This window comes from Longimicrobium sp., from assembly GCA_036387335.1.
Lineage (GTDB): Bacteria > Gemmatimonadota > Gemmatimonadetes > Longimicrobiales > Longimicrobiaceae > Longimicrobium.
Genome location: DASVTZ010000170.1, coordinates 1 through 20,217, shown reverse-complemented (window position 1 = coordinate 20,217; position 20,217 = coordinate 1). Strand labels below are relative to the sequence as shown.

The 20,217-nt window shown below is 70.6% G+C and carries 20 protein-coding genes; 2 read left to right on the top strand and 18 right to left on the bottom strand.

Going from position 1 to position 20,217, the window contains the following annotated elements; genetic code table 11:
- Positions 1–85: 85 nt before the first annotated feature.
- From mgtE to VF647_16385, 7 genes are all read right to left on the bottom strand, one after another.
- Positions 86–1,459 carry a magnesium transporter gene (gene mgtE, locus VF647_16415; GenBank protein ID HEX8453687.1) on the bottom strand — a complete coding sequence of 458 codons (1,374 nt, stop codon included), beginning with the start codon at positions 1,457–1,459 and terminating at the stop codon, positions 86–88.
- A 31-nt stretch (positions 1,460–1,490) separates the two neighbouring features.
- Entirely contained in the window at positions 1,491–1,937 is a 447-nt protein-coding gene (gene ybeY / locus VF647_16410) for an rRNA maturation RNase YbeY (protein ID HEX8453686.1), read from the bottom strand.
- Between the two features lie 2 nt (positions 1,938–1,939).
- Positions 1,940–4,219 carry an HDIG domain-containing protein gene (locus VF647_16405; protein ID HEX8453685.1) on the bottom strand — a complete coding sequence of 760 codons (2,280 nt, stop codon included), beginning with the start codon at positions 4,217–4,219 and terminating at the stop codon, positions 1,940–1,942.
- Entirely contained in the window at positions 4,219–5,220 is a 1,002-nt protein-coding gene (locus VF647_16400) for a PhoH family protein (protein ID HEX8453684.1), read from the bottom strand. Before VF647_16400 ends, VF647_16405 begins: the two co-directional genes overlap by 1 nt.
- Positions 5,221–5,763: 543 nt before the next feature.
- Entirely contained in the window at positions 5,764–7,647 is a 1,884-nt protein-coding gene (gene aspS / locus VF647_16395; protein ID HEX8453683.1) for an aspartate--tRNA ligase, read from the bottom strand.
- Positions 7,644–8,027, bottom strand: coding sequence for a VanZ family protein (locus tag VF647_16390; GenBank protein ID HEX8453682.1), 384 nt, complete (start codon positions 8,025–8,027; stop codon positions 7,644–7,646). Before VF647_16390 ends, aspS begins: the two co-directional genes overlap by 4 nt.
- Entirely contained in the window at positions 8,024–8,488 is a 465-nt protein-coding gene (locus tag VF647_16385; protein ID HEX8453681.1) for a PTS sugar transporter subunit IIA, read from the bottom strand. The genes VF647_16390 and VF647_16385 overlap by 4 nt, the downstream gene beginning before the upstream one ends.
- Before the next feature lie 245 nt (positions 8,489–8,733).
- On the opposite strand from VF647_16385, the gene rlmN reads away from it, so the two are divergent.
- Positions 8,734–9,822 carry a 23S rRNA (adenine(2503)-C(2))-methyltransferase RlmN gene (rlmN, locus tag VF647_16380; GenBank protein HEX8453680.1) on the top strand — a complete coding sequence of 363 codons (1,089 nt, stop codon included), beginning with the start codon at positions 8,734–8,736 and terminating at the stop codon, positions 9,820–9,822.
- A 193-nt stretch (positions 9,823–10,015) separates the two neighbouring features.
- On the opposite strand, the gene VF647_16375 is transcribed toward rlmN, so the two are convergent.
- The 10 genes from VF647_16375 to panB all read right to left on the bottom strand — a co-directional run bounded on the left by VF647_16375 (position 10,016) and on the right by panB (position 15,776).
- On the bottom strand, positions 10,016–10,543 hold the full coding sequence (locus tag VF647_16375; protein HEX8453679.1) for a dihydrofolate reductase family protein: 528 nt from the start codon (positions 10,541–10,543) through the stop codon (positions 10,016–10,018).
- A gap of 41 nt (positions 10,544–10,584) precedes the next feature.
- Positions 10,585–10,830, bottom strand: coding sequence for a UPF0175 family protein (locus VF647_16370; GenBank protein HEX8453678.1), 246 nt, complete (start codon positions 10,828–10,830; stop codon positions 10,585–10,587).
- Positions 10,831–10,886: 56 nt separating this feature from the next.
- A complete protein-coding gene (locus VF647_16365; GenBank protein HEX8453677.1) occupies positions 10,887–11,390 on the bottom strand; it encodes a type II toxin-antitoxin system YhaV family toxin in 504 nt (167 codons plus the stop codon).
- Between the two features lies 1 nt (position 11,391).
- Positions 11,392–11,718, bottom strand: coding sequence for a type II toxin-antitoxin system PrlF family antitoxin (locus VF647_16360; protein HEX8453676.1), 327 nt, complete (start codon positions 11,716–11,718; stop codon positions 11,392–11,394).
- Between the two features lie 172 nt (positions 11,719–11,890).
- Entirely contained in the window at positions 11,891–12,373 is a 483-nt protein-coding gene (locus VF647_16355; GenBank protein HEX8453675.1) for a LytR C-terminal domain-containing protein, read from the bottom strand.
- Positions 12,348–12,944: an HD domain-containing protein gene (locus VF647_16350; GenBank protein HEX8453674.1), complete on the bottom strand. Its 597-nt coding sequence runs from the start codon at positions 12,942–12,944 to the stop codon at positions 12,348–12,350. Before VF647_16350 ends, VF647_16355 begins: the two co-directional genes overlap by 26 nt.
- On the bottom strand, positions 12,922–13,686 hold the full coding sequence (locus tag VF647_16345) for a hypothetical protein (GenBank protein ID HEX8453673.1): 765 nt from the start codon (positions 13,684–13,686) through the stop codon (positions 12,922–12,924). Before VF647_16345 ends, VF647_16350 begins: the two co-directional genes overlap by 23 nt.
- A gap of 5 nt (positions 13,687–13,691) precedes the next feature.
- A complete protein-coding gene (gene panD / locus VF647_16340) occupies positions 13,692–14,066 on the bottom strand; it encodes an aspartate 1-decarboxylase (GenBank protein HEX8453672.1) in 375 nt (124 codons plus the stop codon).
- Between the two features lie 34 nt (positions 14,067–14,100).
- The gene (gene panC / locus VF647_16335) at positions 14,101–14,955 is read right to left on the bottom strand and encodes a pantoate--beta-alanine ligase (GenBank protein HEX8453671.1); all 855 of its coding nucleotides are present in this window, start codon (positions 14,953–14,955) and stop codon (positions 14,101–14,103) included.
- Positions 14,952–15,776, bottom strand: a complete 825-nt coding sequence (gene panB / locus VF647_16330) for a 3-methyl-2-oxobutanoate hydroxymethyltransferase (protein HEX8453670.1) — start codon at positions 15,774–15,776, stop codon at positions 14,952–14,954. The genes panC and panB overlap by 4 nt, the downstream gene beginning before the upstream one ends.
- Positions 15,777–15,881: 105 nt before the next feature.
- On the opposite strand from panB, the gene VF647_16325 reads away from it, so the two are divergent.
- Positions 15,882–17,540, top strand: coding sequence for an NFACT RNA binding domain-containing protein (locus VF647_16325; protein ID HEX8453669.1), 1,659 nt, complete (start codon positions 15,882–15,884; stop codon positions 17,538–17,540).
- A 574-nt stretch (positions 17,541–18,114) separates the two neighbouring features.
- Here the strand turns inward: VF647_16325 and VF647_16320 are convergent.
- Positions 18,115–19,911 (bottom strand): cellulase family glycosylhydrolase, encoded by a 1,797-nt coding sequence (locus VF647_16320; protein HEX8453668.1) that lies wholly within the window; start codon positions 19,909–19,911, stop codon positions 18,115–18,117.
- Positions 19,912–20,217: the final 306 nt, after the last annotated feature.

The following is a 20,217-nucleotide window of genomic DNA, read 5'->3' as shown; positions in this document are numbered from 1 at the left end:
TCGCTCAGGATGACAAAAATGGCGAGACGGCTTCAGCCGTCTTCCCGTGGTTCCAGCCGGGGGATTCATCCCCCGGCGGCCCCCCCTACAACAGCATCTGCGACGCGAGCCCGAGCAGCAGAAAGAACCCGAACATGTCCGTGAACGTAGTGACGAAGATGGACGACGCCACGGCCGGGTCGACCCCGATGCGTTCCAGCACGGTCGGGACGAGAGCACCCGCGAATCCGCCGATGGCGAGGTTCCCCCACATCGCCAGAAGCACCACCAGCGCCAGCCGCGGGTCGCCTTTGGTGGCGATGGAGAGCCCGTACGCGGCAGCGGACGCTACGATCCCGGTGGCCAGCCCGTTGGTCGCGCCCACCAGCAGCTCTTTCACCAGCACCCCCCACGGGCGCCGGGTCCCCACGGTGAGCGCCAGGCGCCGAACGGTCACGGCGAGCGCCTGGGTGCCGGTGTTTCCGCCCATACCCGCGATCACGGGCATGCAGACCGCCAGGAGAGCGACCTTGCTCACCACGTCCTCGAAGGCGTACACCACCGACGCGGCGGCGAAGGCGGTGACCAGGTTGACGAAGAGCCAGGGCAGCCGCGAGCGGACGGCCTCTCCCCAGCCGCCGCGCAGCTCCTCGCCCTGGGAGGTACCGGCGAGGCCGAGGATGTCGCGCGTGTTCTCCTCCTCCATCACGTCCAGGACGTCGTCGAAGGTCACGCCGCCCAGCAGCCGCCCCGCGCCGTCCACCACCGCCACCACCGTGAGGTTGTAGCGCGACACCACGCGCGCCACCTCCTCGCGGTCCGTCTCCGGCAGGACGGTCGCGGGGACCTCCTCCAGCAGATCCGTCACCTGCGCGGCGGGGGAAGCGCTCACCAGCCGCGCGAGCGGAAGGAAGCCCTGGAGCACGCGCCGCCGGTCGACCACGAAGACGACGTACAGCTCTTCCATCTCGTGTTCCTGCGCCTGCCGCCGCACCTCCTCGGTCGCCTCCGCGGCGGTGAGGCCCACGGGGATGGCGACCAGCTCCGTGGTCATGATGCCGCCCGCGGAGTCCTCCGGGTAGCGCATGAGGTCGCGGATCTCGCCGGCGTCCTCCACCGGCAGCGCCGCCAGCACGCGCGCCTGGTCCTCCGGGTCCATCTCGCCGATCAGGTCCGCGGCGTCGTCGTCGGACATCTCGGCCACGACGGCGGCGATCTGCTCGGACTCCAGGCCGGCGAGGGAGTCCTCGGGGTGCTCGTCGGGGTCCATCTCGGCCAGCGCCTCGGCCGCGAGCGCCGGGTCGCCTGCCAGCACGCGCACGGCGTGGGCGCGGTCCTCCTCGTCCAGCTCCTCCAGCAGGTCCGCGATGTCGCTGGCGTGCGGAACCTCGTCCAGGAACGCGCGCAGCCCCGCGTCGTCCTCGTGCTCCAGGAGCTCGCGGAGGCGTGCGACGGAGAGCTGCTCGGAAGCGGGCGTCAAGCGCGGGCCAGGGGTGGGGCGTGGCGAAGGATCATGCGTCGCCCGAGAGGAAGGAGCGAAGCAGCTCCTCCTGGCGGACGAACATCTCGGACTGCATGCGCTCGGGCCCGTCAGGGTGATGGTAGCCGAGGACGTGGAGGACGCCGTGCATCGTCACGCGCAGCACCTCCTCCTCCGCCGTCGCGCCGAACTCGGCGGCCTGGCGGACGGCCTGCTCCACCCCCACATACACGTCGCCCAGCGGCGGCTCGTCGCCCTCGTGCATGGCGAAGGTGATGACGTCGGTGGGCCCCACGTGCTCCAGGTACTGGTCGTTCATGGCCGCGATGGCGCCGTCGGCCAGCAGCGCCACGGAGATCTCCGCGTCGGCCACGCCCTCGGCCCGCAGGACGTAGCGCACGGCGGCCTCCACGCGCTCCGGCTGGACGGGCGGCGTCACGCCCTCGCCCAGGCTCACCTCCACGATCGGCTCTTGCAAGTTCACCCCGCGGCCCGGGTGGGCTCCGGCTCCTGCGCTTCCCGGGGGAGTTCCGGGGCGGGGACGGCGGAGGGATAGTCGAGGCGCTGGTGGTACATCCCCGAGAGGACGCGGGCCAGCACCTCGCGCGTCGTGTGGATCTCGCGCAACGTCAGCGGGCACTCGTCGAGCTGGCCGGCCGCGATCTTGGCGCCCACGATGCGGTCCACCAGCTCGCGGATCCGCTCGGGCGTGGGGTCCTGCAGCACGCGCGCGGCGGACTCCACCGAGTCGGCCATCATCACCACCGCCGTCTCGCGCGTCTGCGGCTTCGGGCCCAGGTACTGGAAGTCCGTCGCGTTGACGCGGGCGTCCGGGTCGGCGGCGCGTGCCTGGTCCAGGAAGAAGGAGATGGACTGCGTGCCGTGGTGCTGCGTGATGAAGGCGCGCACCGTGGCCGGCACCTTGTACTCCTCCGCCAGGCGCAGCCCTTCCACGACGTGGCTGCGTACGATGGCGGCGCTCATGGCCGGCTTCAGCTTGTCGTGCGGATTGCGGCCGCGCGGCTGGTTCTCGATGAAGTAGTGCGGCTTGGCGATCTTGCCCACGTCGTGGTAGTAGACCCCCACGCGGGCCAGCAGCGCGTTGGCGCCGATGGCGTTGCACACCGCCTCGGCCAGGTTCGCCACGCTGATGGTGTGCGCGTACGTCCCCGGCGCCTCCATGGAGAGACGGCGCAGGAGCGGGTGGTTGGGATCGGCCAGCTCCAGCAGCGTCTGGGCGGTCGTCACGCGCGTGAACCACTCCGCGACCGGCAGGAAGCCGATGGCCAGCAGCGTGCACGCCGTCGCGTTCACCACGCCCCACAGCGCGGACCAGCCGATCACCTGCCACGGCTCCGCGCGCTGCAGCCCGACCGCCAGCGCGCACCCCGCGTACGCCGCGCCCACCACCCCCGCGACCGCCCACGTCTGCAGCCTTCGCTGAGCCAGCCGCACACCGAACGACGCCGACGCCCCGCCCACCGCCGCCGAGAACGCGATCGCCGCGCCCAGAAACGGCGTCTGCCCGCCGAGCAGGAGCGCCAGCACCAGCGCAGTCACCAGCGCCAGGCGTCCGCCCCAGAGCACGGCCACCACGAGGGTGGCAAAGGGCACCGGGATCAGCTCCGGCGGCAGCCCGCCACGCGCCACCAGCGCCGCCATCCCCGAGACGGCCACGATCAGCACCGCCAGAAAGGTGACGGCGCGGTCGTCGTCGTACACCTGGAGCCGCGCCAGCCGCAGCAGGAAGCCGACGATGCCCAGCAGGAGCAGGTTGTACAGGATGGAGCCGGTGACGCGCCCCGTCGTGCGCCCGCCGCCGCGCTCGTCGCGCTGCGCATCGAGGGCGGCCTGATAGGCGCGCAGGCGCTCCTCCTCGCGCTCCCCCACCTGCTCGCGCGCGCCTACGATCCTCTCGCCGGCCAGGACGCGCGCCTTCACGGGGTCGACCGCGGCGCGGGCGCGGGCGCGGGCGGCGCGCGTCTCCGCCTCGTTGCGCGCCAGCGAGGGCCGGAAGTAGCGCACCAGCAGCAGGCGCTGCAGCTCCGCCGCGTCCGCGCCCAGCTCGGGCGGGAGCGCCGCGGCGGCGCCGCTGAAGAACTCGTCCGCCGTGTGCAGCGAGTCGGACGGCACCAGCCGCTCGCCGTCCGGCAGCCCGCGCACGCGCACGGCGGGGAGGCGGTTGCGCTCGGCGGCGCCTCGCGCGATCCCCTGCCCGAAGCGCTCGCGCACAGTGGCCTCCGTGGCGGCCGCCAGCATCGCGCGCCGCGCGGAGTCGCCCAGCACCTCGACCGCGCCGAGCGTGGTGGGGACGCGGGCGGAGGCCAGGGCGCGGCGCACCGCGAGATCGCGCCCGGCCAGCGGGGCGGCGGCGAGCTGGCGATCCACGGACGCAAAGAAGACCCGCAGGCCGCGCACGACGCTGTCGGCGGCGGTGGGGTCGAAGTCGTAGACCGGGGGGATGCCGCTGGCGGCTTCGTCCTGGTCGTGGCGCAGCTCCTCGGTGGTCTTGGGGATCTGGAAGGGGATCTCCGCCACCACGTCCTTGCGCGCCACCACGCCGCGCTCCAGCACCGGCGTGTCCGACCCGCGCGCCGCGGGGAAGAGCGCGGTCACGGCCCCCGCCGTGCCCAGGAGCAGGGCCAGGCGGAAGCCGTGGTGGCGCAGGCGCCGCGCGCGGGTCCAGGGCGCATCGTCCCCGGCGGGGCGCAGCGCGGCCCGCCGTTCGGGCCGGGGCAGCTCCGCGGCGGCGGGCTTCATCAGGAAGCCACCGGCTCCTGGCTGCCGTCGGGCACCGTCTCGCCACTGGCGGCGGCGTACGCCTCGATGATCTCCTTCACCAGCCGGTGGCGGATGACGTCGCGCCCGCTCAGGTACGAGAAGGCGATCCCCTCGATCCCCTTCAGCACCTGCTCCACCTCGATCAGCCCCGAGTCACCTTTGTTGGGAAGGTCGATCTGCGTCTTGTCGCCCGTGATCACCGCCTTGGAGTTCAGCCCCAGGCGGGTGAGGAACATCTTCATCTGCGCGCGCGTGGCATTCTGCGCCTCATCGAGGATCACGAAGGCGTCCTGCAGCGTGCGCCCGCGCATGTACGCCAGCGGCGCGATCTCGATGGAGCGGCTCTCCATCGCCCTGCGCAGCCGGTCGGGCGGGATCATGTCCTCCAGCGAGTCGTACAGCGGGCGCAGGTACGGATCGATCTTCTCCTGCAGATCGCCCGGCAGGAAGCCCAGGTTCTCGCCGGCCTCCACGGCGGGGCGCGCCAGGATGATGCGCTTCACCCGCTTCTTGAAGAGCGCGTCCACCGCCATGGCGACGGCCAGGTAGGTCTTGCCGGTGCCCGCCGGTCCGATCCCCACCGTGATGTCGTTCTCCTCGATGTTCTGCAGGTACGCCGCCTGCCCCTCTGATTTCGGAGTGATGGCGCGGCGCACGCCCGGCACGACGACGCGCCCCGGATCGGCGAGCTTCCCCACCCCGTTGCCGGAGCGGGACGCGTCGAAGAAGCGCGCCACGTCGTCGGTGCCGAAGGGCACGCCGGTGCGCGCCATCTGGATCATGTGCTGCGCGACGGGAACGGTGCGCTCCACGTCTTCGAGCCGCCCGCTGAGGAGGAGGTGGTCGTCGCGCAGCACCACGCGCAGCCCGGACACGCGCCCGAGCTCGGTGAGGTTCGCGTCGTTCACCCCGCCCAGCGCGAGCGGGTCCGCCCCTTCGGCGGGAAGCCGGTGCTGGACCGGCGATGATGTATCAGGCATTTAGGTTTGCTGCGGGTGTATGTAGAACTGAAAGTGCCAAGTGCCTAGTGCCAAGTGCCCAGTAGGGGCGCGATTCATCGCGCCCGTGCCCCGCACGCCGACCGTCGTAGGGGCAGACCTGCGTGTCTGCCCACCCTGCCCCCGCCCCTGCCTACGCATCGCGCACCACCCCCTGGTAGGGGCGGCCCCATGTGGCCGCCCGTGCCCTCCCCCGCCCCGCCCCCTGCGCACGTCAACCCAACCTCTTCTTTGTCATCCTGAGCGACGCGCCTCTCCATCCTCTCGCGTGCTCTAACCTCTGGCGCGAAGCGAAGGATCTACTGCGCGTGCCGAGAGGTCCAGCGTGTCGCGCACGGTTCTCCTGCCTCGCCGGCTAGATCCTTCGGTCGCCGCAGTGAGACCCGCTTCCTCCGCCGTGTTCCGTCCGGCGGGCTCCCTCAGGATGACAAATGGTGGGGACACGCGCCGTCCCCTGCGGTGACGCACCAGGCACTAGGCACTAGGCACTAGGCACTAGGCACTTAGGACTTAGCACTTCCCTTATTACTTCCCACGCACCTGGATGTTCGCTTCCTTCAACTGATCGTCGCCGAGCTTCACGGGCGCGCCTTCGAAAAGGGCGCGGGCGCTGGTCGTCTTGGGGAAGGCGACGACGTCGCGGATGGAGGTGACGCCGGCGAGGAGCATCACCAAGCGATCGAAGCCGAAGGCGAAGCCCGCGTGCGGCGGCGCCCCGAAACGGTACGCCTCCAGCAGGAACCCGAACTTCGCCTCCGCCTCCTCCTCACCGATCCCCATCGCCGCGAAGACGGAGCGCTGCAGCTCGGGGATGTGGATGCGGACCGAGCCGCTCGCCATCTCCGCCCCGTTGCACACCGCGTCGTACGCGCGCGAGCGCAGGCCCCGTGCGTACAGCGCGCGCGCCTCTGCACCCGTCGGAGCGCCGTTCCTCGACGCCTCCAGGAAGATGGGGAGGTCGTCCGGGTGCGGCATGCTGAACGGGTTGTGAGCGTACACCAGCCGGCCGTGCTCCGCATCCCAATCGAAGAGCGGGAACTCCGTCACCCAGAGCCACGCGTGCTTCGTCTCGTCGACCATGTCCATCTTGCGCGCGAGATGGCGGCGCAGCTCGTCCAGCGCCCCTTCGAGAGGTGATGAGATCGCCTCGTCGGTCGCGGAAGCGGCGTCTGGGGCGGAGCGGAAGTGGCCGACGACGGCCACGAACAGGTCGCCTGCCTCCATCGCGCTGGCGCCGAGGAACCCATCCAGCACCCCGCCCGTCAGCGCCTTGGCGAACTGGCCGGACATCCCCTCGTCGCCGCGCTTGACCCACAGCGCGCCCGCCGCGCCGCCGCGCTTCGCCACGTCCTGCAGCTCGTCCAGCTCCCTGCGCGACAGCCGCGCGCCGCCGGGAACGCGGATGCCGCGGATGCGCTGCGGTGTCCCCTCGATCGCCTGGAAGAGGCGGAAGTCGGCGCCCGCCAACGCTTCCGTCACGTCCACGATCGGCAGGTCGAAGCGCAGGTCCGGCTTGTCGGTGCCGTAGCGGGAGAGCGCCTCCATGAAGGTCATGCGCGGGAAGGGCGTCGCCAGCTCCACACCGAGCACGTCGCGGAAGACGGCCGCCATCAGCCCCTCGCCCGTCCGGAAGACGTCCTCCTCGTCCACGAACGCCATCTCGGCGTCGATCTGCGTGAACTCGAGCTGGCGGTCCGCGCGCAGGTCCTCGTCGCGCAGGCAGCGGGCGATCTGGAAGTAGCGGTCGTAGCCGCTCACCATCAGGAGCTGCTTGTAGATCTGCGGCGACTGCGGGAGCGCGTAGAACTCGCCGGGGTGCATGCGGCTGGGCACCACGAAGTCACGCGCGCCCTCCGGCGTCGGCTTGGTGAGCATGGGCGTCTCGATCTCGAGGAAGCCCTGCTCGCCCAGGTACGTGCGCGTGGCGTGCGCAGCGCGATGCCGCACCATGAAGTTCTTTTGCAGCTCCGGCCGGCGCAGGTCCAGGTAGCGGTAGCGGAGGCGCAGGTCCTCGGAGGCCAGCTCGTCGGACGGCGCGCGGTACACCTGGATGGGGAGCGGCTCCGCGCGCGTCAAAATGCGCAGCCCCGTGCAGCGCATCTCCACGTCGCCGGTGGCCATGTCCGCGTTGTGCTGCCCGGCGATGCGCGGGAAGATCGTCCCCTCCACCTGCACCACGTCCTCGGGACCCAGGGCACGCGCCTCGGCGAGCACCTCCTCCGGAGTCCACGCGGGGTCGAAGGAGACCTGCACGATTCCCTCTCGGTCACGCAGGTCCAGGAAGACGAGCCCGCCCAGGTCGCGGCGGCGGTGGACCCAGCCGGCGAGGGTTGCGGCGGAGCCCGCGTCGGCCGCGCGGAGCGTGCCCGCGGCGGTGGTGCGGAATGCTGTGGCGAAGTGGTCCGTCATCGGCGCAAAGGATCGGCGCCCGGCACGGCTGCCCGGGCGCGTCGTCGTGAGAAGTATGTGTGAGCGGCGAGCACCCCGGCGATCGCGCCCAGCGTGTCCGCCACCCAGTCCGCCGGGTCCGGCGTGCGGCCCGGCACGAAGCTCTGGTGCACCTCGTCCGACGCGCCGTACAGCGAGCCGATCGCGATCAGCGGAAGCCGTCCCACCGCGGCGGGTGCGCCGCCGTACGCCAGCAGCACGCCGAGCCCCGCGTACGCCGCGAAGTGCAGCATCTTGTCCGAGTTGTCCACGTCCGGCAACCGCACCGTGTGCTGGGCGGACGCCACGAAGATCGCGGCCATGTACACCAGCGCGGGCGCCCAGCGCAGCCCGCGCCTCACGTGCTCTCGGCTTCGGCGAGCACGGCGAGGAAGTCGTCCGGCGTGCGGGCGGCGGCCAGCCTCTCGCGGAGCGCGTCGCGGCGCACCAGGCGCGAGATGCGCGAGAGCGCCTTGACGTGCGCCCCCGCCGCCGACTCCGGTCCCACCAGCAGGAAGACCAGCGTCACGGGGCGGCCGTCCAGCGCGTCGAAGTCCACCGGCTCGGGCACCACGCCGGCGGCCATCACCAGCTCCGGCGCCGAGTCGCTCTTCCCATGCGGAATCGCCACGCCGCTGCCGATGCCGGTGCTCAGCACCTCTTCGCGCGCGCGCACGGCGCGCAGCACGTCGGCGGGGTCGCTCAGGTAGCCGCCGCGGTGGAGCACCTCCACCAGCTCCTCCAGCAGGGCGTCCTTGGACGCGCCCCGCAGCGGCACCTGGATGCGGTCCGGGGTCAGCAGCTCGGTCAGCAGCACGCGCACCTCAGAGGGGTGGAAAGCACCGGCCACGCCGTGGGGGAGCGTGGCCGGAAGCCCGTCAACCTAACGTGGGCCCGCGGCGGCATCAAGCATGCGCCCGGGGAACACCGCGGCCGGTGGGGGGAATCAGACCGGGACGCGTACGGCGCGAATGTAACTACGAGTCCTAAGTCCTAAGTGCTAAGTCCTGAAGAGCGGTGTTCAGCACTTAGCACTCAGCACTTAGCACTTCCGTTCAAAAAACAGCCATGACACCCGAAGCACCCCCGACCGACCTGATCGGCCTCCTCCCCGAAGAGGCGGAAGCCGTGCTCCGCGCCCACTTCGAGCGCCGGGGGCAGCCCGCCTTTCGCGTGAAGCAGGTGCTGCGCTGGATCTTCGAGCGCGAGGCGTTCGGCTTCGACGAAATGACCGACCTGCCGCTGGCGGAGCGCGCCGCGCTGGGCGAGGCGTTCGCCTTCACCGCCCCCGCGCCGGCCAAGATCTCCCGCTCGGTGGACGGCACCGCCAAGCACCTCTGGCGCCTGGCCGACGGCGAGCTGATCGAGTCGGTGCTGATCCCCACCGCCACGCGCCTCACGCTGTGCATCTCGTCGCAGGCGGGGTGCGCGATGGCGTGCACCTTTTGCGCCACCGGCTGGGCCGGTTACCGCCGCCAGCTCACGGCGGGGGAGATCGTGTCGCAGTTCCGCGGCGCGCGCCACTGGGCGCGGAGCCACGGCTACGACGACATCACCAACATCGTGTTCATGGGGATGGGCGAGCCGCTGATGAATCCAAAGGCGGTCTTCCCCACCCTGCGCATCCTGAACCACGGCTACCGGCTGGGGGCGCGGCGCATCACGGTTTCCACGGTGGGCGTGGTGCCCGGCATCCTGCGCATGGCCGAGATGCCGGAGCAGTTCCGCCTCGCCGTCTCGCTGCACGCGCCCAACCACGAGCTGCGCCAGAAGCTGATCCCGCTCGAGAAGAAGTACGACCTCGGCGAGCTCCTGGACGCGCTGCGCAAGTTCGACGCGGCGGGCGGCAAGCGGATCACCTTCGAGTACGTGATGATCGACGGCGTCACCGACCTGCCCGAACTCGCGGACGAGCTGGCGGTGGTGATTCGCGAGTTCAACGCCTTCGTGAACCTGATCCCCTTCAACCCAATCCCGGGGACGGATTGGCGCCCGTCGAAGCGGCAGCGCCTGAACTACTTCGTGGAGCGGCTGGAGTCGCGCGGGATCTCCGCCTTCGTGCGCGAAAGCCGCGGCAGCGACATCGCAGCCGCGTGCGGGCAGTTGCGCGCGGAGGTCACGGAGGGGAGGAAGCCGGTGCAGATGGGGTCGATTTAGCGGCGGAGGGGATGCCGGCGGTTGAAACCGCTGCAACAACAGCGGGAAGCCTGCCTTCGCAGGCTCGGCGGGGGCGGGGTTGGTGTGGTGCGGCGGCCGTGCCGCATCCGATCGGCAGGGCAAATCCCAGAACACCGGGGGATGAATCCCCCGGCTGGAACAACGGGAAGTCGGCTGAAGCCGACTCGTGCGGCTAGGCAGGAACGTAGGTCAGCCTGAGCACGTCGTCGATCCGATCGTGCGAGGTGAGGCGGAGCGGCGGACGGGGGCCGGCGAAATATGGTGTGCCGTGACCGAGCACCACGGGGTGCAGGTAGATGCGATACTCGTCGATCAGGCCTAGCTCGGTGAGGCTTTGCGCCAGGACGGTCCCAGCAACTTCGATCTCCCCGTCGCGCTCGGCCTTGAGCGCGCGGATCGCGCCCTCCAGATCATCGCCTACCAGCATCGCATTGGGTCCGACCGACTTCAGCGTGCGGGAGACAACCGATTTCGGCTGCTTCCGCCACGCCGCCGCGAAGGCGTGTTCATCCGCATCCCATCCGGGCTGATCGTCGTCCCAGTAACGCATGATCTCGTACATCCGGCGGCCGTACACGCTGCCCACCTGCCCCTCGGCCTCCTCGATGAAGTGGCGGAAGAGCGTGGGGCTCGGGCCGAACGCCGTATGGTCGACGTAGCCGTCCAGCGACTGGTTCATTCCGAACACGAGCTTGGCCATACCCACCTCCTATGAAACCGATTGGGCGCTGTTGACGAGGATCACAGCCGTTCGAGCTCGCGCAGCGTCTGGAGGTCAGCTTCGAACTCGGGGACATCGTAGTGGATCGTGATGTCCCGGCTGGCGAGGAGGTGCTGGAACCTGGCGACGCCCTGGCCTGCGAGGCGCGCGGCCTGCGCGAGCGTGACGCGCTCCCGTTCAAAGAGCATCACCGCGATCTCCTGCCGCAGCTCATCCTCGGACATACGCGCCGCTATGAGGACGTCATCCAAGATCACGACGCTCATGGATCTTTCTCCGGGATCGGGCGCATCGTCGGCTCAGGGGTGTCGTGGCGAGAGGGCTATCCGCCGGGAAGCTGCAGGCTCTCTGACTCGCGGAGTAGCCGGTCCCAGTCTCCGGGCGGCGCTCCCGCTTTCAACATACGCTCGAAGACCGCGTACGCATCGTTCCGGGCGCCGCGGGCCCGCAACGTCTCTTCGTCGTTCACCCACGCGTAAACGATTGCGCGGGCATCGCTGCGGAACCGGAAGAAGAGACGGTACCGCTCGTAGAACCCCGCCGAGAACCAGTGGCGGTTCGCGCTCCCCAGGGTGTTCCCCTGCCTGAACTCGGGCGCGTTCGGGTTCGACGGAATCGTGACCGTGATCAGCCGGTAGATCGCGGCGAGGCGCTTGGTCGAAGGGTGCGCCCGGAACTCCGAGGGGTTCTCGCGCTCCAGGCGTTCGACCTCGCTGACCAGATCCGCGAAGGCGCGGCTGAACTCCCTCCACGCGTACAGCTTCCACCCGTTCCGCTGCGGGGGCCCCTCGCGCCGTACGGGTGCCGGTGGGCCATCGGTCGCCATTTCAGTCGATCCGCTCGTTCAGATCGACATCCATGTCTCCGACGAGCCGCTGCGCCCGCTCCAGCAGGTCGGAAGAGAGCGGCTGGATGCTTTCCGGGTGCTCGATCATGTCGCGCTCCACGAAGGCCAGGAACGCGCCGAGCACAGGATCTTCGCCAGGCCCCGCGCCGTCTCCGGCATCCACTGCACGGACCAGGAGCACCCCGGGACCGATGTACTCCGCCTCGACGTTGCTGGAGTCAAACTCGGGGTGCGAGCGGAAAAGCGCGGATTCGAATGCATACGACTTCGAATTCCCCGCCCTGGTAAAGCGGCCCTTGTATGCCATCTCGACTCCCGTGACTATCGGCTTCCCCTCTTGTCAGTACAATTGTACTTACATTGGGGAGAAACTGCAACTGCAGGCTCACACAGAGCCACAGAGAAGACGGCAAGAGGAACTAGCGAGAAGGAGTGTTTTCTCTCCGTTCCTCTCGGTTCCTCTGCGTCTCCGCGTGAGATCAGGGAGCTCTGGGCGCGCTCCAATCCCGGCCAAGGACCACGGTGGCGTCGAGGTAGAGGTTGGAGTCGGGGCGGGCGGTGATGCGGCGGATGCCGACGGCGTCGGCGACCTGGCGCGCGACTTCGATCCGGCCCACGCGGTCCAGGACGACGGAGGAGTCGGGGGGGAAGCCCTGGCCGTTGCCGAACTCCTTGACGTCGAAGCCACGGTCGCGCAGGACGCGGGTGGCTTCGCGGGCCAGGCCCGGGCGGCCGGAGGCGTTGAGCACCTGCACGCGCACGCGTCCCGCCGGCACCGCGTCCGCGGCGGTGGGGGCGGAGGGGGAATCGGCGGCGGCGGGGAGGGCGGCGCGCGAGCGGCCTTTCATCACCCCCGCCACCAGCGAGCCGATGAGGACCGCGACGAGGACGAGCGTCGCGAAGATGCCGAACGTCTGGAGCCGGCCGCCCGCCGGCTTACGCTTCGCTTTCGACCTGCTCATACAGGGCCTGCGTTTCCGGGTGGGCGGTGCCGCCTTTTCCCGTGATGTGCGTCCAGCGGAGGCGCACCACTTCGCGGAAGATGGCGTCCATGTCGCCGGGCATCCGGGCGCGCAGCGACTCGGTGTACTCCGGGTCGAAGGTGCGGCCCGGCTCCAGGAAGTCCGCCAGGTACAGCGCCCGCCCCAGCCTGCCGAAGCGCGGCGAACCCAGCGTGTGGAAGCGGATCGCCTCGCACATCTCCGGGTCCAGGTCGTCTTTGAAGCGCACCGCGGCGGCCGGGCCGTGGAGCAGCTTGCCCGGCAGCGGGCGGAAGAGGAGCGGCACCTCGGGACGCAGCTCCTCCGGATCCGCCTCGCGCAGCACGTCGTGGAGCCAGCCGGTGGCCGTCCAGCGCTTCACGTCGCGCTCGGGCAGGGCGAGCGCCCGGGCCCACTCGCCCATCAGCGCCGCCACGCGGCCCATGTGGGCGCGCCGCTTCTTCCCCGCCCGCGCCCAATCGGGGAGCTCGCCGCGGGCGGCGGCCTCCACGAGCGGCGAGAGGGGGGCGTCAGTCGAACCCGCGGCGGACATGCGGCTCCAGGATGGCACGGTTGCGGATGGAGGTGTGCGACAGGTAGTTGAAGCCCTTGAGCTCGACGCCGCTCCCTACCCAGCTGTTGACGATGCGGCAGCACGGCCCCACCACCGTCTCCGCGCCGATGGTGGTGCGCCCCTCCAGCACCACGCCCGGGTAGATGATGGTGTCGCGCCCGATCCCCACGTCCACGTCCACCAGCACGGACTGCGGAAGGAGAAAGGTGACGCCGCCCTCCATCAGCTTCAGCACCAGCCGGTCGCGGATGACGGCGCCGGCGCGCGCCAGGTCCGCGCGGCTGGTGACGAACGATGCGTCGGGGTCGTGGCGGTCCGCGGCCCCGGTGCCCTCGCCGTCATCGAAGAACGCGACGGGGCGGCCGGCCTCGTCCACCGCGCAGGCGGAGACCCCCGCGTCCAGCAGGCGCTGGAAGGCGGCGCCGGCGCAGGGGGCGGCGGCGTGCACCCGGAGCGTGCGCCCCTCCCAGGGCGTCTCGCCGCCGGGGGCGACCACCTCCACGCGGCCGGGAAGGTCCGCGAAGAGGTCGGCCGACGATGCTTCGGGGTCCATCACCACCACCACGCGCTCGGGGGCTGGATGCAAAGACGCGACGGCGCGCACGGTGTGCCAAACCAGCGGCCTCCCCGCCACCGGGTGCAGGTGCGCGGGGAGGCTGGAGTTCAGGTCGTCGGACCCCGGCTCCGTCAGCGGCAGCACGACGCCGGTCCAGGGTCCCATGTCGCTCAGGACGGCAGGGCCCGCAACGCGTCGCGCGAGATGCGGTTCTGCTCGTCCACGAAGATGAACCGCGGGCGGTAGCGCGCCATCTCGGCCTCGTCGTACTGCGCGTACGAGATGACGATCACCTTGTCGCCCGGGTGCACCAGGCGCGCCGCGGCGCCGTTCAGGCAGATCTCGCCCTCGCCTTCGACGCCCGGAATGACGTACGTCTCGAAGCGGGCGCCGTTGTTGACGTTCACCACCGAGACCTGCTCGTACTCCAGCATGTCGGCGGCTTCCATCAGCACGGGGTCGATGGTGATCGACCCCACGTAGTTGAGATCCGCGCCGGTGACAGTCGCCCGGTGGATCTTGGACTTGCACATGGTGCGCAGCATAGGGCCGTCCCCCTGTTCAGTCGAGTGACCCTTTTCAGCGCAGGATCGCGTTGTCGATCAGCCGCGTCCTTCCCACCCGGGCCGCCACGGCCATCACGGTGCCCGGCACCGCCCTCTCCACCCCCTCCAGCGTTCGCGGATCGACCACTTCCGCGTACTCGGGCTCCACGCCCGGCCCCGCCATCTCGCTCCACAGAGCGGCGCGCAGCGCGGCCGCGTCCGTCTCGCCCGCGTCCCACATCTCGCGCGCCCGCCCCAGCCCGCGCGAGAGCGCCAGCGCGCTCTCCCGTTCGGGCGCGGAAAGATACACGTTTCGCGAGCTCATCGCCAAGCCGTCCGGCTCGCGGACGATGGGGGCCACCTCCACCCGCACCGGGATGTCCAGGTCGTCGACCATGCGGCGGATGAGGGTGGCCTGCTGCAGGTCTTTCTGCCCGAATACGGCCACGTCCGGCTGGAAGATTCCGAACAGCTTCGCCACCACGGTGAGCACGCCGCGGAAGTGCCCCGGCCGCGACGCGCCGCACAGCCGCTCCGCCAGCGCACCGGGCACCACCTGCACGTCCGGCTCGCCGTGCGGGTACATCTCCGCCGCGCTCGGCGCGAAGACCAGGTCCGTTCCGCGCGTGGCGGCCAGCGCCAGGTCGCGCTCCAGGTCGCGCGGATAGCGGTCCAGGTCCTCGGTGGGCCCGAACTGCAGGGGGTTCACGAAGATGGACATCATCACCACGTCCGCCCGCGCGCGCGCCTCGTCCAGCAGCGAGAGGTGGCCCTCGTGCAGGTAGCCCATGGTGGGGACGAGCGCGACAGTCTTCCCCGCCGCGCGCGCCTCGCGGACGGCCTCGCGCGCCTCGGCCACGGTGCGGGCCACGGCCAGCGTCGCCGTCATTCGAAGGTGTGCTCCGCGGCGGGGTACTCGCCCCCCTTCACCGCCTTCACGAACGCGTCGATCCCGGCCGCCGCGGCCTCGCCGACCTCGGCGAAGCGGCGCAGGAAGCGGGGCTGGAACTCCGTGTTGATCCCCAGCATGTCGTGCAGCACCAGCACCTGCCCGTCGCACCCCACGCCGGCCCCGATGCCGATGGTGGGGATGGTGAGCTCCGCCGTGATCGCCTCGGCCAGCGCGCGCGGCACCAGCTCCAGCACGACGGAGAACGCGCCGGCCTCTTCCAGGCGGCGCGCGTCGGCCAGCATGCGCTCGCGCGCCTCCTCGCCCTTCCCCTGCACCCGCACGCCGGTGACGTTCACCGACTGCGGGGTGAAGCCCAGGTGCCCCATCACGGGGATCCCGGCGTCCACCAGCGCGCGCACCATCGCCGCCGTCTCGGGCGAGCCGCCCTCCAGCTTGACGGCGTTGGCTTCCGTCTCGCGCATCACCCGCCCCGCGTTGCGCAGCGTGTCCTCGCGCGAGACGTGGTAGGTGAGGAAGGGGAGGTCCACCACCAGCAGCGCGCGCTCCACCCCGCGGCGCACGGCGCGCGCGTGGTGGATCATGTCGTCCAGCGTCACCGGGAGGGTGCTGTCCAGCCCGAGCACCACCTGGCCCAGCGAATCCCCCACCAGCACGACCTCCACGCCCGCGCGATCCACCACACGGGCGAAGAGGAAGTCGTACGCGGTGAGCACGGCGATCTTGTCGCCGCGGCGCTTCATCTCGCGGAGGTCCCGCACGGAGACCTTCCGAACGCCGTTCCCGCTTTGCGTGGACATGTGCACCTTTCTCCCCGGCCCAGCCATCGCTAGGCGCCGCCGGGCCGAAATGCGGTCCAAAAACAGCGGGTTGACGTGGCGGGAAGCTAGTCGGATCTTCCGGGGGTGTCAAACGCCATCCGCTTCGATCCGCCGCTCGTCCGCGCCCTCGCGGCAGAGCTGGACGCCCTGCTGCAGGGGCGTGCGGCCCACCCCGCGCCGGTCTTCGACAAGGACCTCTCCGCCCTCCTGCTGCTGGACGGCGCCGAGGCGCTGCGCCTGGACCTGCACCCCACACGCGGCTGGGTGCGCATCGTCCCGCGCCCCGACGGGCTGGAGGGGCACGCCCCCGAGGCGCGCATCGTTCGCGTGGCCGCCGCGCCGGACGAGCGGCTCCTGCGCATCGAGCTTCAGGAGGGGAACCGGTTTCGCGGAGGTGCGCGCTCGCTCTTCTTCGAGCTGCACACCAACCAGTGGAACGCGCTGCTGGTGGACGGCGCGGACCGGCGCATCGTATCCGTCCTGCGCTCGCGCGAGGCGGGTGGGCGGCGTCTCCATGCGGGCGAGGAGTACGCGCCACCGGCCCCGCAGGCGCGCCTCTCCGCGCGCACCACGGAGCGCGACCGACTGCGCGTGGAGTGGCACCTGCGCCTGGCCTTCGCCGCCCCCGACCAGCGCCGTGGCGAGCTCCTCCGCGGGTTCGCCGACGCCAGCCCCCTGAACGCCGACGCCATCCTCGGCGACGCCGCCACGTCGGACGACCCGGCGGCGCTGGACCCGGCCTTCGAGCGCTGGTGGCACGTCCACGCGGGCCACACGGAGCCGGTGCTGCTGGACGCGCGCTGGGGGAAGCAGCCCTATCCGCGCCGCCTGGACGGGATCGCGGCGGAGCCCTTCCCCACCCTCCTCGCCGCCTGGGCCACGCTGGCGACCTCGGACGAGGTGCCGGGTCGCGAGCTGGAGATCGCGCGCCTCCTCACCCGCGCCCGCCGCCGGCTGGAGGGCGTGCGCCGCCGCGCCGCCAAGCTCTACACCGAGCTGCAAGGCGTCGGCGCCGCTGAGCCGCTGCGCGCAAAGGGCGAGCTCCTGCTGGCCAACCTCCATCGCGTGCAGCACGGCGCATCGCGCGTGACCGTGTACGACCACGATGGGCGCAAGATCAAGCTCGCCGTAGACCCCTCCCTTCGCCCGCACGAGAACGCCAACCGCTGGTTCGAGGAAGCGCGCCGCCTGGACCGCATCGCCGAGCGCATCCCGGGCCTCATCGAGCGCGCCAAGGCAGAGGTGCGCCGCTGGGAAAAGGGCATCGCCGCCGCCGAGGCCGGCGACCCGCCCGCGTGGATGGAAGCCGCCCTGCGCCGCGCGGAGTCCAAGGAGGCGAGAAGCCCCGCCCAGGTGCGCGACCGCAAGCCGTACCGCGTCTACCGCACGTCGGGCGGGCTGGAGGTGCGCGTGGGCCGCACGCGCGAGGACAACGACCGCCTCACCTTTCACCACGCCTCGCCGGGCGACGTGTGGCTGCACGCGCGCTCCGTCCCGGGCTCGCACGTGGTGCTGCGCTGGCAGGAGGAGGGCGCCCCCCCCGCCCGCGACCTGGAGGAGGCGGCCACACTGGCGGCCTGGCACAGCAAGGCCCGCTCGTCCGGCACCGTCGCCGTGGACTGGACGCGCCGCCGCTACGTGCGCAAGCCGCGCGGCGCCCCGCCCGGCCGCGTGACCATCCAGCAGGCGAAGACGGTGTTCGTGGCGCCCGACGGGGAGCTGGAGGAGCGGTTGCGAGAGTAGGAGGGGCGCGGGCCCCCTCCCCCGCTCGTTCCTCGCGGCCCCTCCCCCAAAACAACCTGGGGGAGGGGCGTACGCGCGCGTCTGTCCGCGCTGGCCCCCTCCCCCCGGCCCCCTCCCCCGCCTGCGGGGGCGCAGGGCGGGTGAGGGGGAGAACATCGTGCGCTGCGCACAGGACCCGTAGGGGCGCGATTCATCGCGCCCGTGCCTTCCGCCGCACAGATACCGGTCCCGCGCACCGGTCCCGGTTGGGGCAGACCTGCGTGTCTGCCCTCCCTCTGCCCCACCTCGACGCCCGCCCGCCGGCACCCATACCTCGTAGGGGCCGCGCCGCGTGGCTGCCCGTGCCTTCGTCCATACCGCTCGCTGCCTTTTCCGACCGCGGCATCCGGAACGCTGCCGCGGACAGGCTCCGGGCCATGCGTCGGCCAGATCCCTTCGGGCCTGCGATCTCTGGGTGCATGAGGGCGCCGCGGGGCCGGCCGCTCAGGATGACGGGAAAAGGGCAGGCCCGGCGCGAAACGGGGGCGCACCCACACCTGTGGATGCGCCCCCGTAGTGCGTATTACCCGCGTGGCTAGTTGCGCTGCATGCGCACGCGCATGGCCCCGAGGCTGCGCGCCAGGCCGCGGCTGCCTGCCCAGTCGCCGTTGCACGCCCAGGGGGTCCACCCGTTGTTCCAGGCGAAGACCTGGTAGCAGATGGACCACGCCGGGTTGTCGACCGTGATGCGGATCTGCTCGATGCGCTGGTTCGGATCCCCCGTCCAGGGGTCGGACCAGTTGGAGCACACGACCGGCCGGTCACCGAGGTTGGACTGGTGAACCTGGTAGCAGGCGACGGTCGGAACGTCGAGCGGCTGCACGCGCAGGCGATTCATGTATTTCTGCTGTGTGTCGTACCCCGCCACCTGGTTGTTGTAGACCGTGCCTGTAGCCCCTACCCCGACGATGCTGACCTGGTACCCCAATGGCAGCATGAACGGCACGCTCGTCGGCGTGAGCGTGTTGACCGTAACGCCCTGCACCACCAGCGATCCGTCGGCCTGGTACTGGAACGCGTGGTTGGACGGAACCAGGCCGAAGGTGGTGATCTGGTAGTCACCGGTCGATGCGGGCCGGTCCCATTGCGCGCGGTTCGTCGCGCTGCGCGCCGTCAGCCACTGCCATGCGGGCCGGGGAGTCATCGGGTTCGACCCCTTCCTGGTCAGCGACAGGTTGTAGTCTGCGGCGGGGCGCCCGTCCGGAAAGCTCACCCCGGAGTCTCCAGCCGCGGTGTACATGTTGTAGCCGAGCACCTTGGTGATGGGCGTATCGTACAGCCCGTTTACGAGAGCATCATAGTAGCTGCGCTGGTGCTCGTCATACGTGCTAGCCATAGCGTCAGAGTCGCCTCCGGGAACGCCGTACGCTCTGAGGTACCATTGGCCGGAGGTTCCCGTCTCGGTGATCCAGATCGGGCGGTTGACGTCACCGAACGCGTTCATCACCGGAGTGAGCTTGTGCACCCTCGTGAATGGTCCCCACGGGTCGTAAGGATTCGCGCCGTATGCGTGCAACGCCATGATGTCGAGCGGGTACGGCTTCCCGCCGGTAGCTTCGAAACCTTGGTACATCCCGCGTACAAATTCCACACTCTGCCCCTCCAGCAACCCGGAAGGCATCTCCAGCCCCCCGGAAACCACCCACCTGCCGCGGGCCTTGAGGCCCGGGTAAACGGCCCGCAGCGTCGACGCGTAGCTTGCCCCCCAGTTAGTTGAGTTGCCGCCGGGGAGGTCGCGCCATGGCTTTGCCCAGCCCGAGTTGTCCTGCTCGTTCCAGATCTGCCAGAACTTCACCTCCGGGAACGCGGTGGCCATGTCGTTCAGGAAGGTGGCGAAATGCTGGTTGAAGGCGGAAACCGTAGCGTCGTCCTTCCAGGGGAGGGGCTGGTTAGCCGTCGCCGCGTCGGCGTTGGTCCACATCCCGTGGACCACGAACATCAGCTCGAGCTCGCGGGTGCCGTTCATTGCTTTGTCAACCCTGTCGCGAATCGCTGCCATCATGTTCGGGTCGTAGATGCCATCGCCGTCCGGATCCACCTCGATCCAGTACAACGACACACGCACCAGGCGCATTCCCGCGTTGTGCACCATGTCCATGTGATGCTCCTGCAGAGCCTGGCCATCCATGTGGATGTTGAAGCCGATCTCCGGCGACTTGTCGTAGATCCACAGATCCCGCGAGCTCTGCCAGTGTGCGCGCCAGGTCGCCGGCTGGCTGTACGTGTTCGCCCTCGGCGACACGCCCCCTGGACTCAGGGGCGAGGTCGTGGGCAGGTCGTCGGTGCACGCGGCGAGCAGCAGCGCCGCGGCGGCCAGGAGTCTGATTCGCATTCTGCTTGTCGAGGAAAGTGGAGGGTGGGTTGGATGAATGGAGCGCTGTCGACGGATTGGCCATCTCGGAATCACTCGCCAGCTCCGCGGATGTTTTTGTCTCGCGAAGTGGACAGTATGAACATCAGCGGTGGCGTGATCTACACTATAACGCGTAAGTCGGCATGTCTTTGCACAGGCGGCCCGGCGCCCGACGCTCGCGAACGCACGTCGGCGACGCACGAAAAACCCGGCCCGCACGACCTTCGTCGCGGCGGGCCGAATTCTCCCCCTCTCCCGAGAAAGAGAGGGGCACCCTCTCCTGTG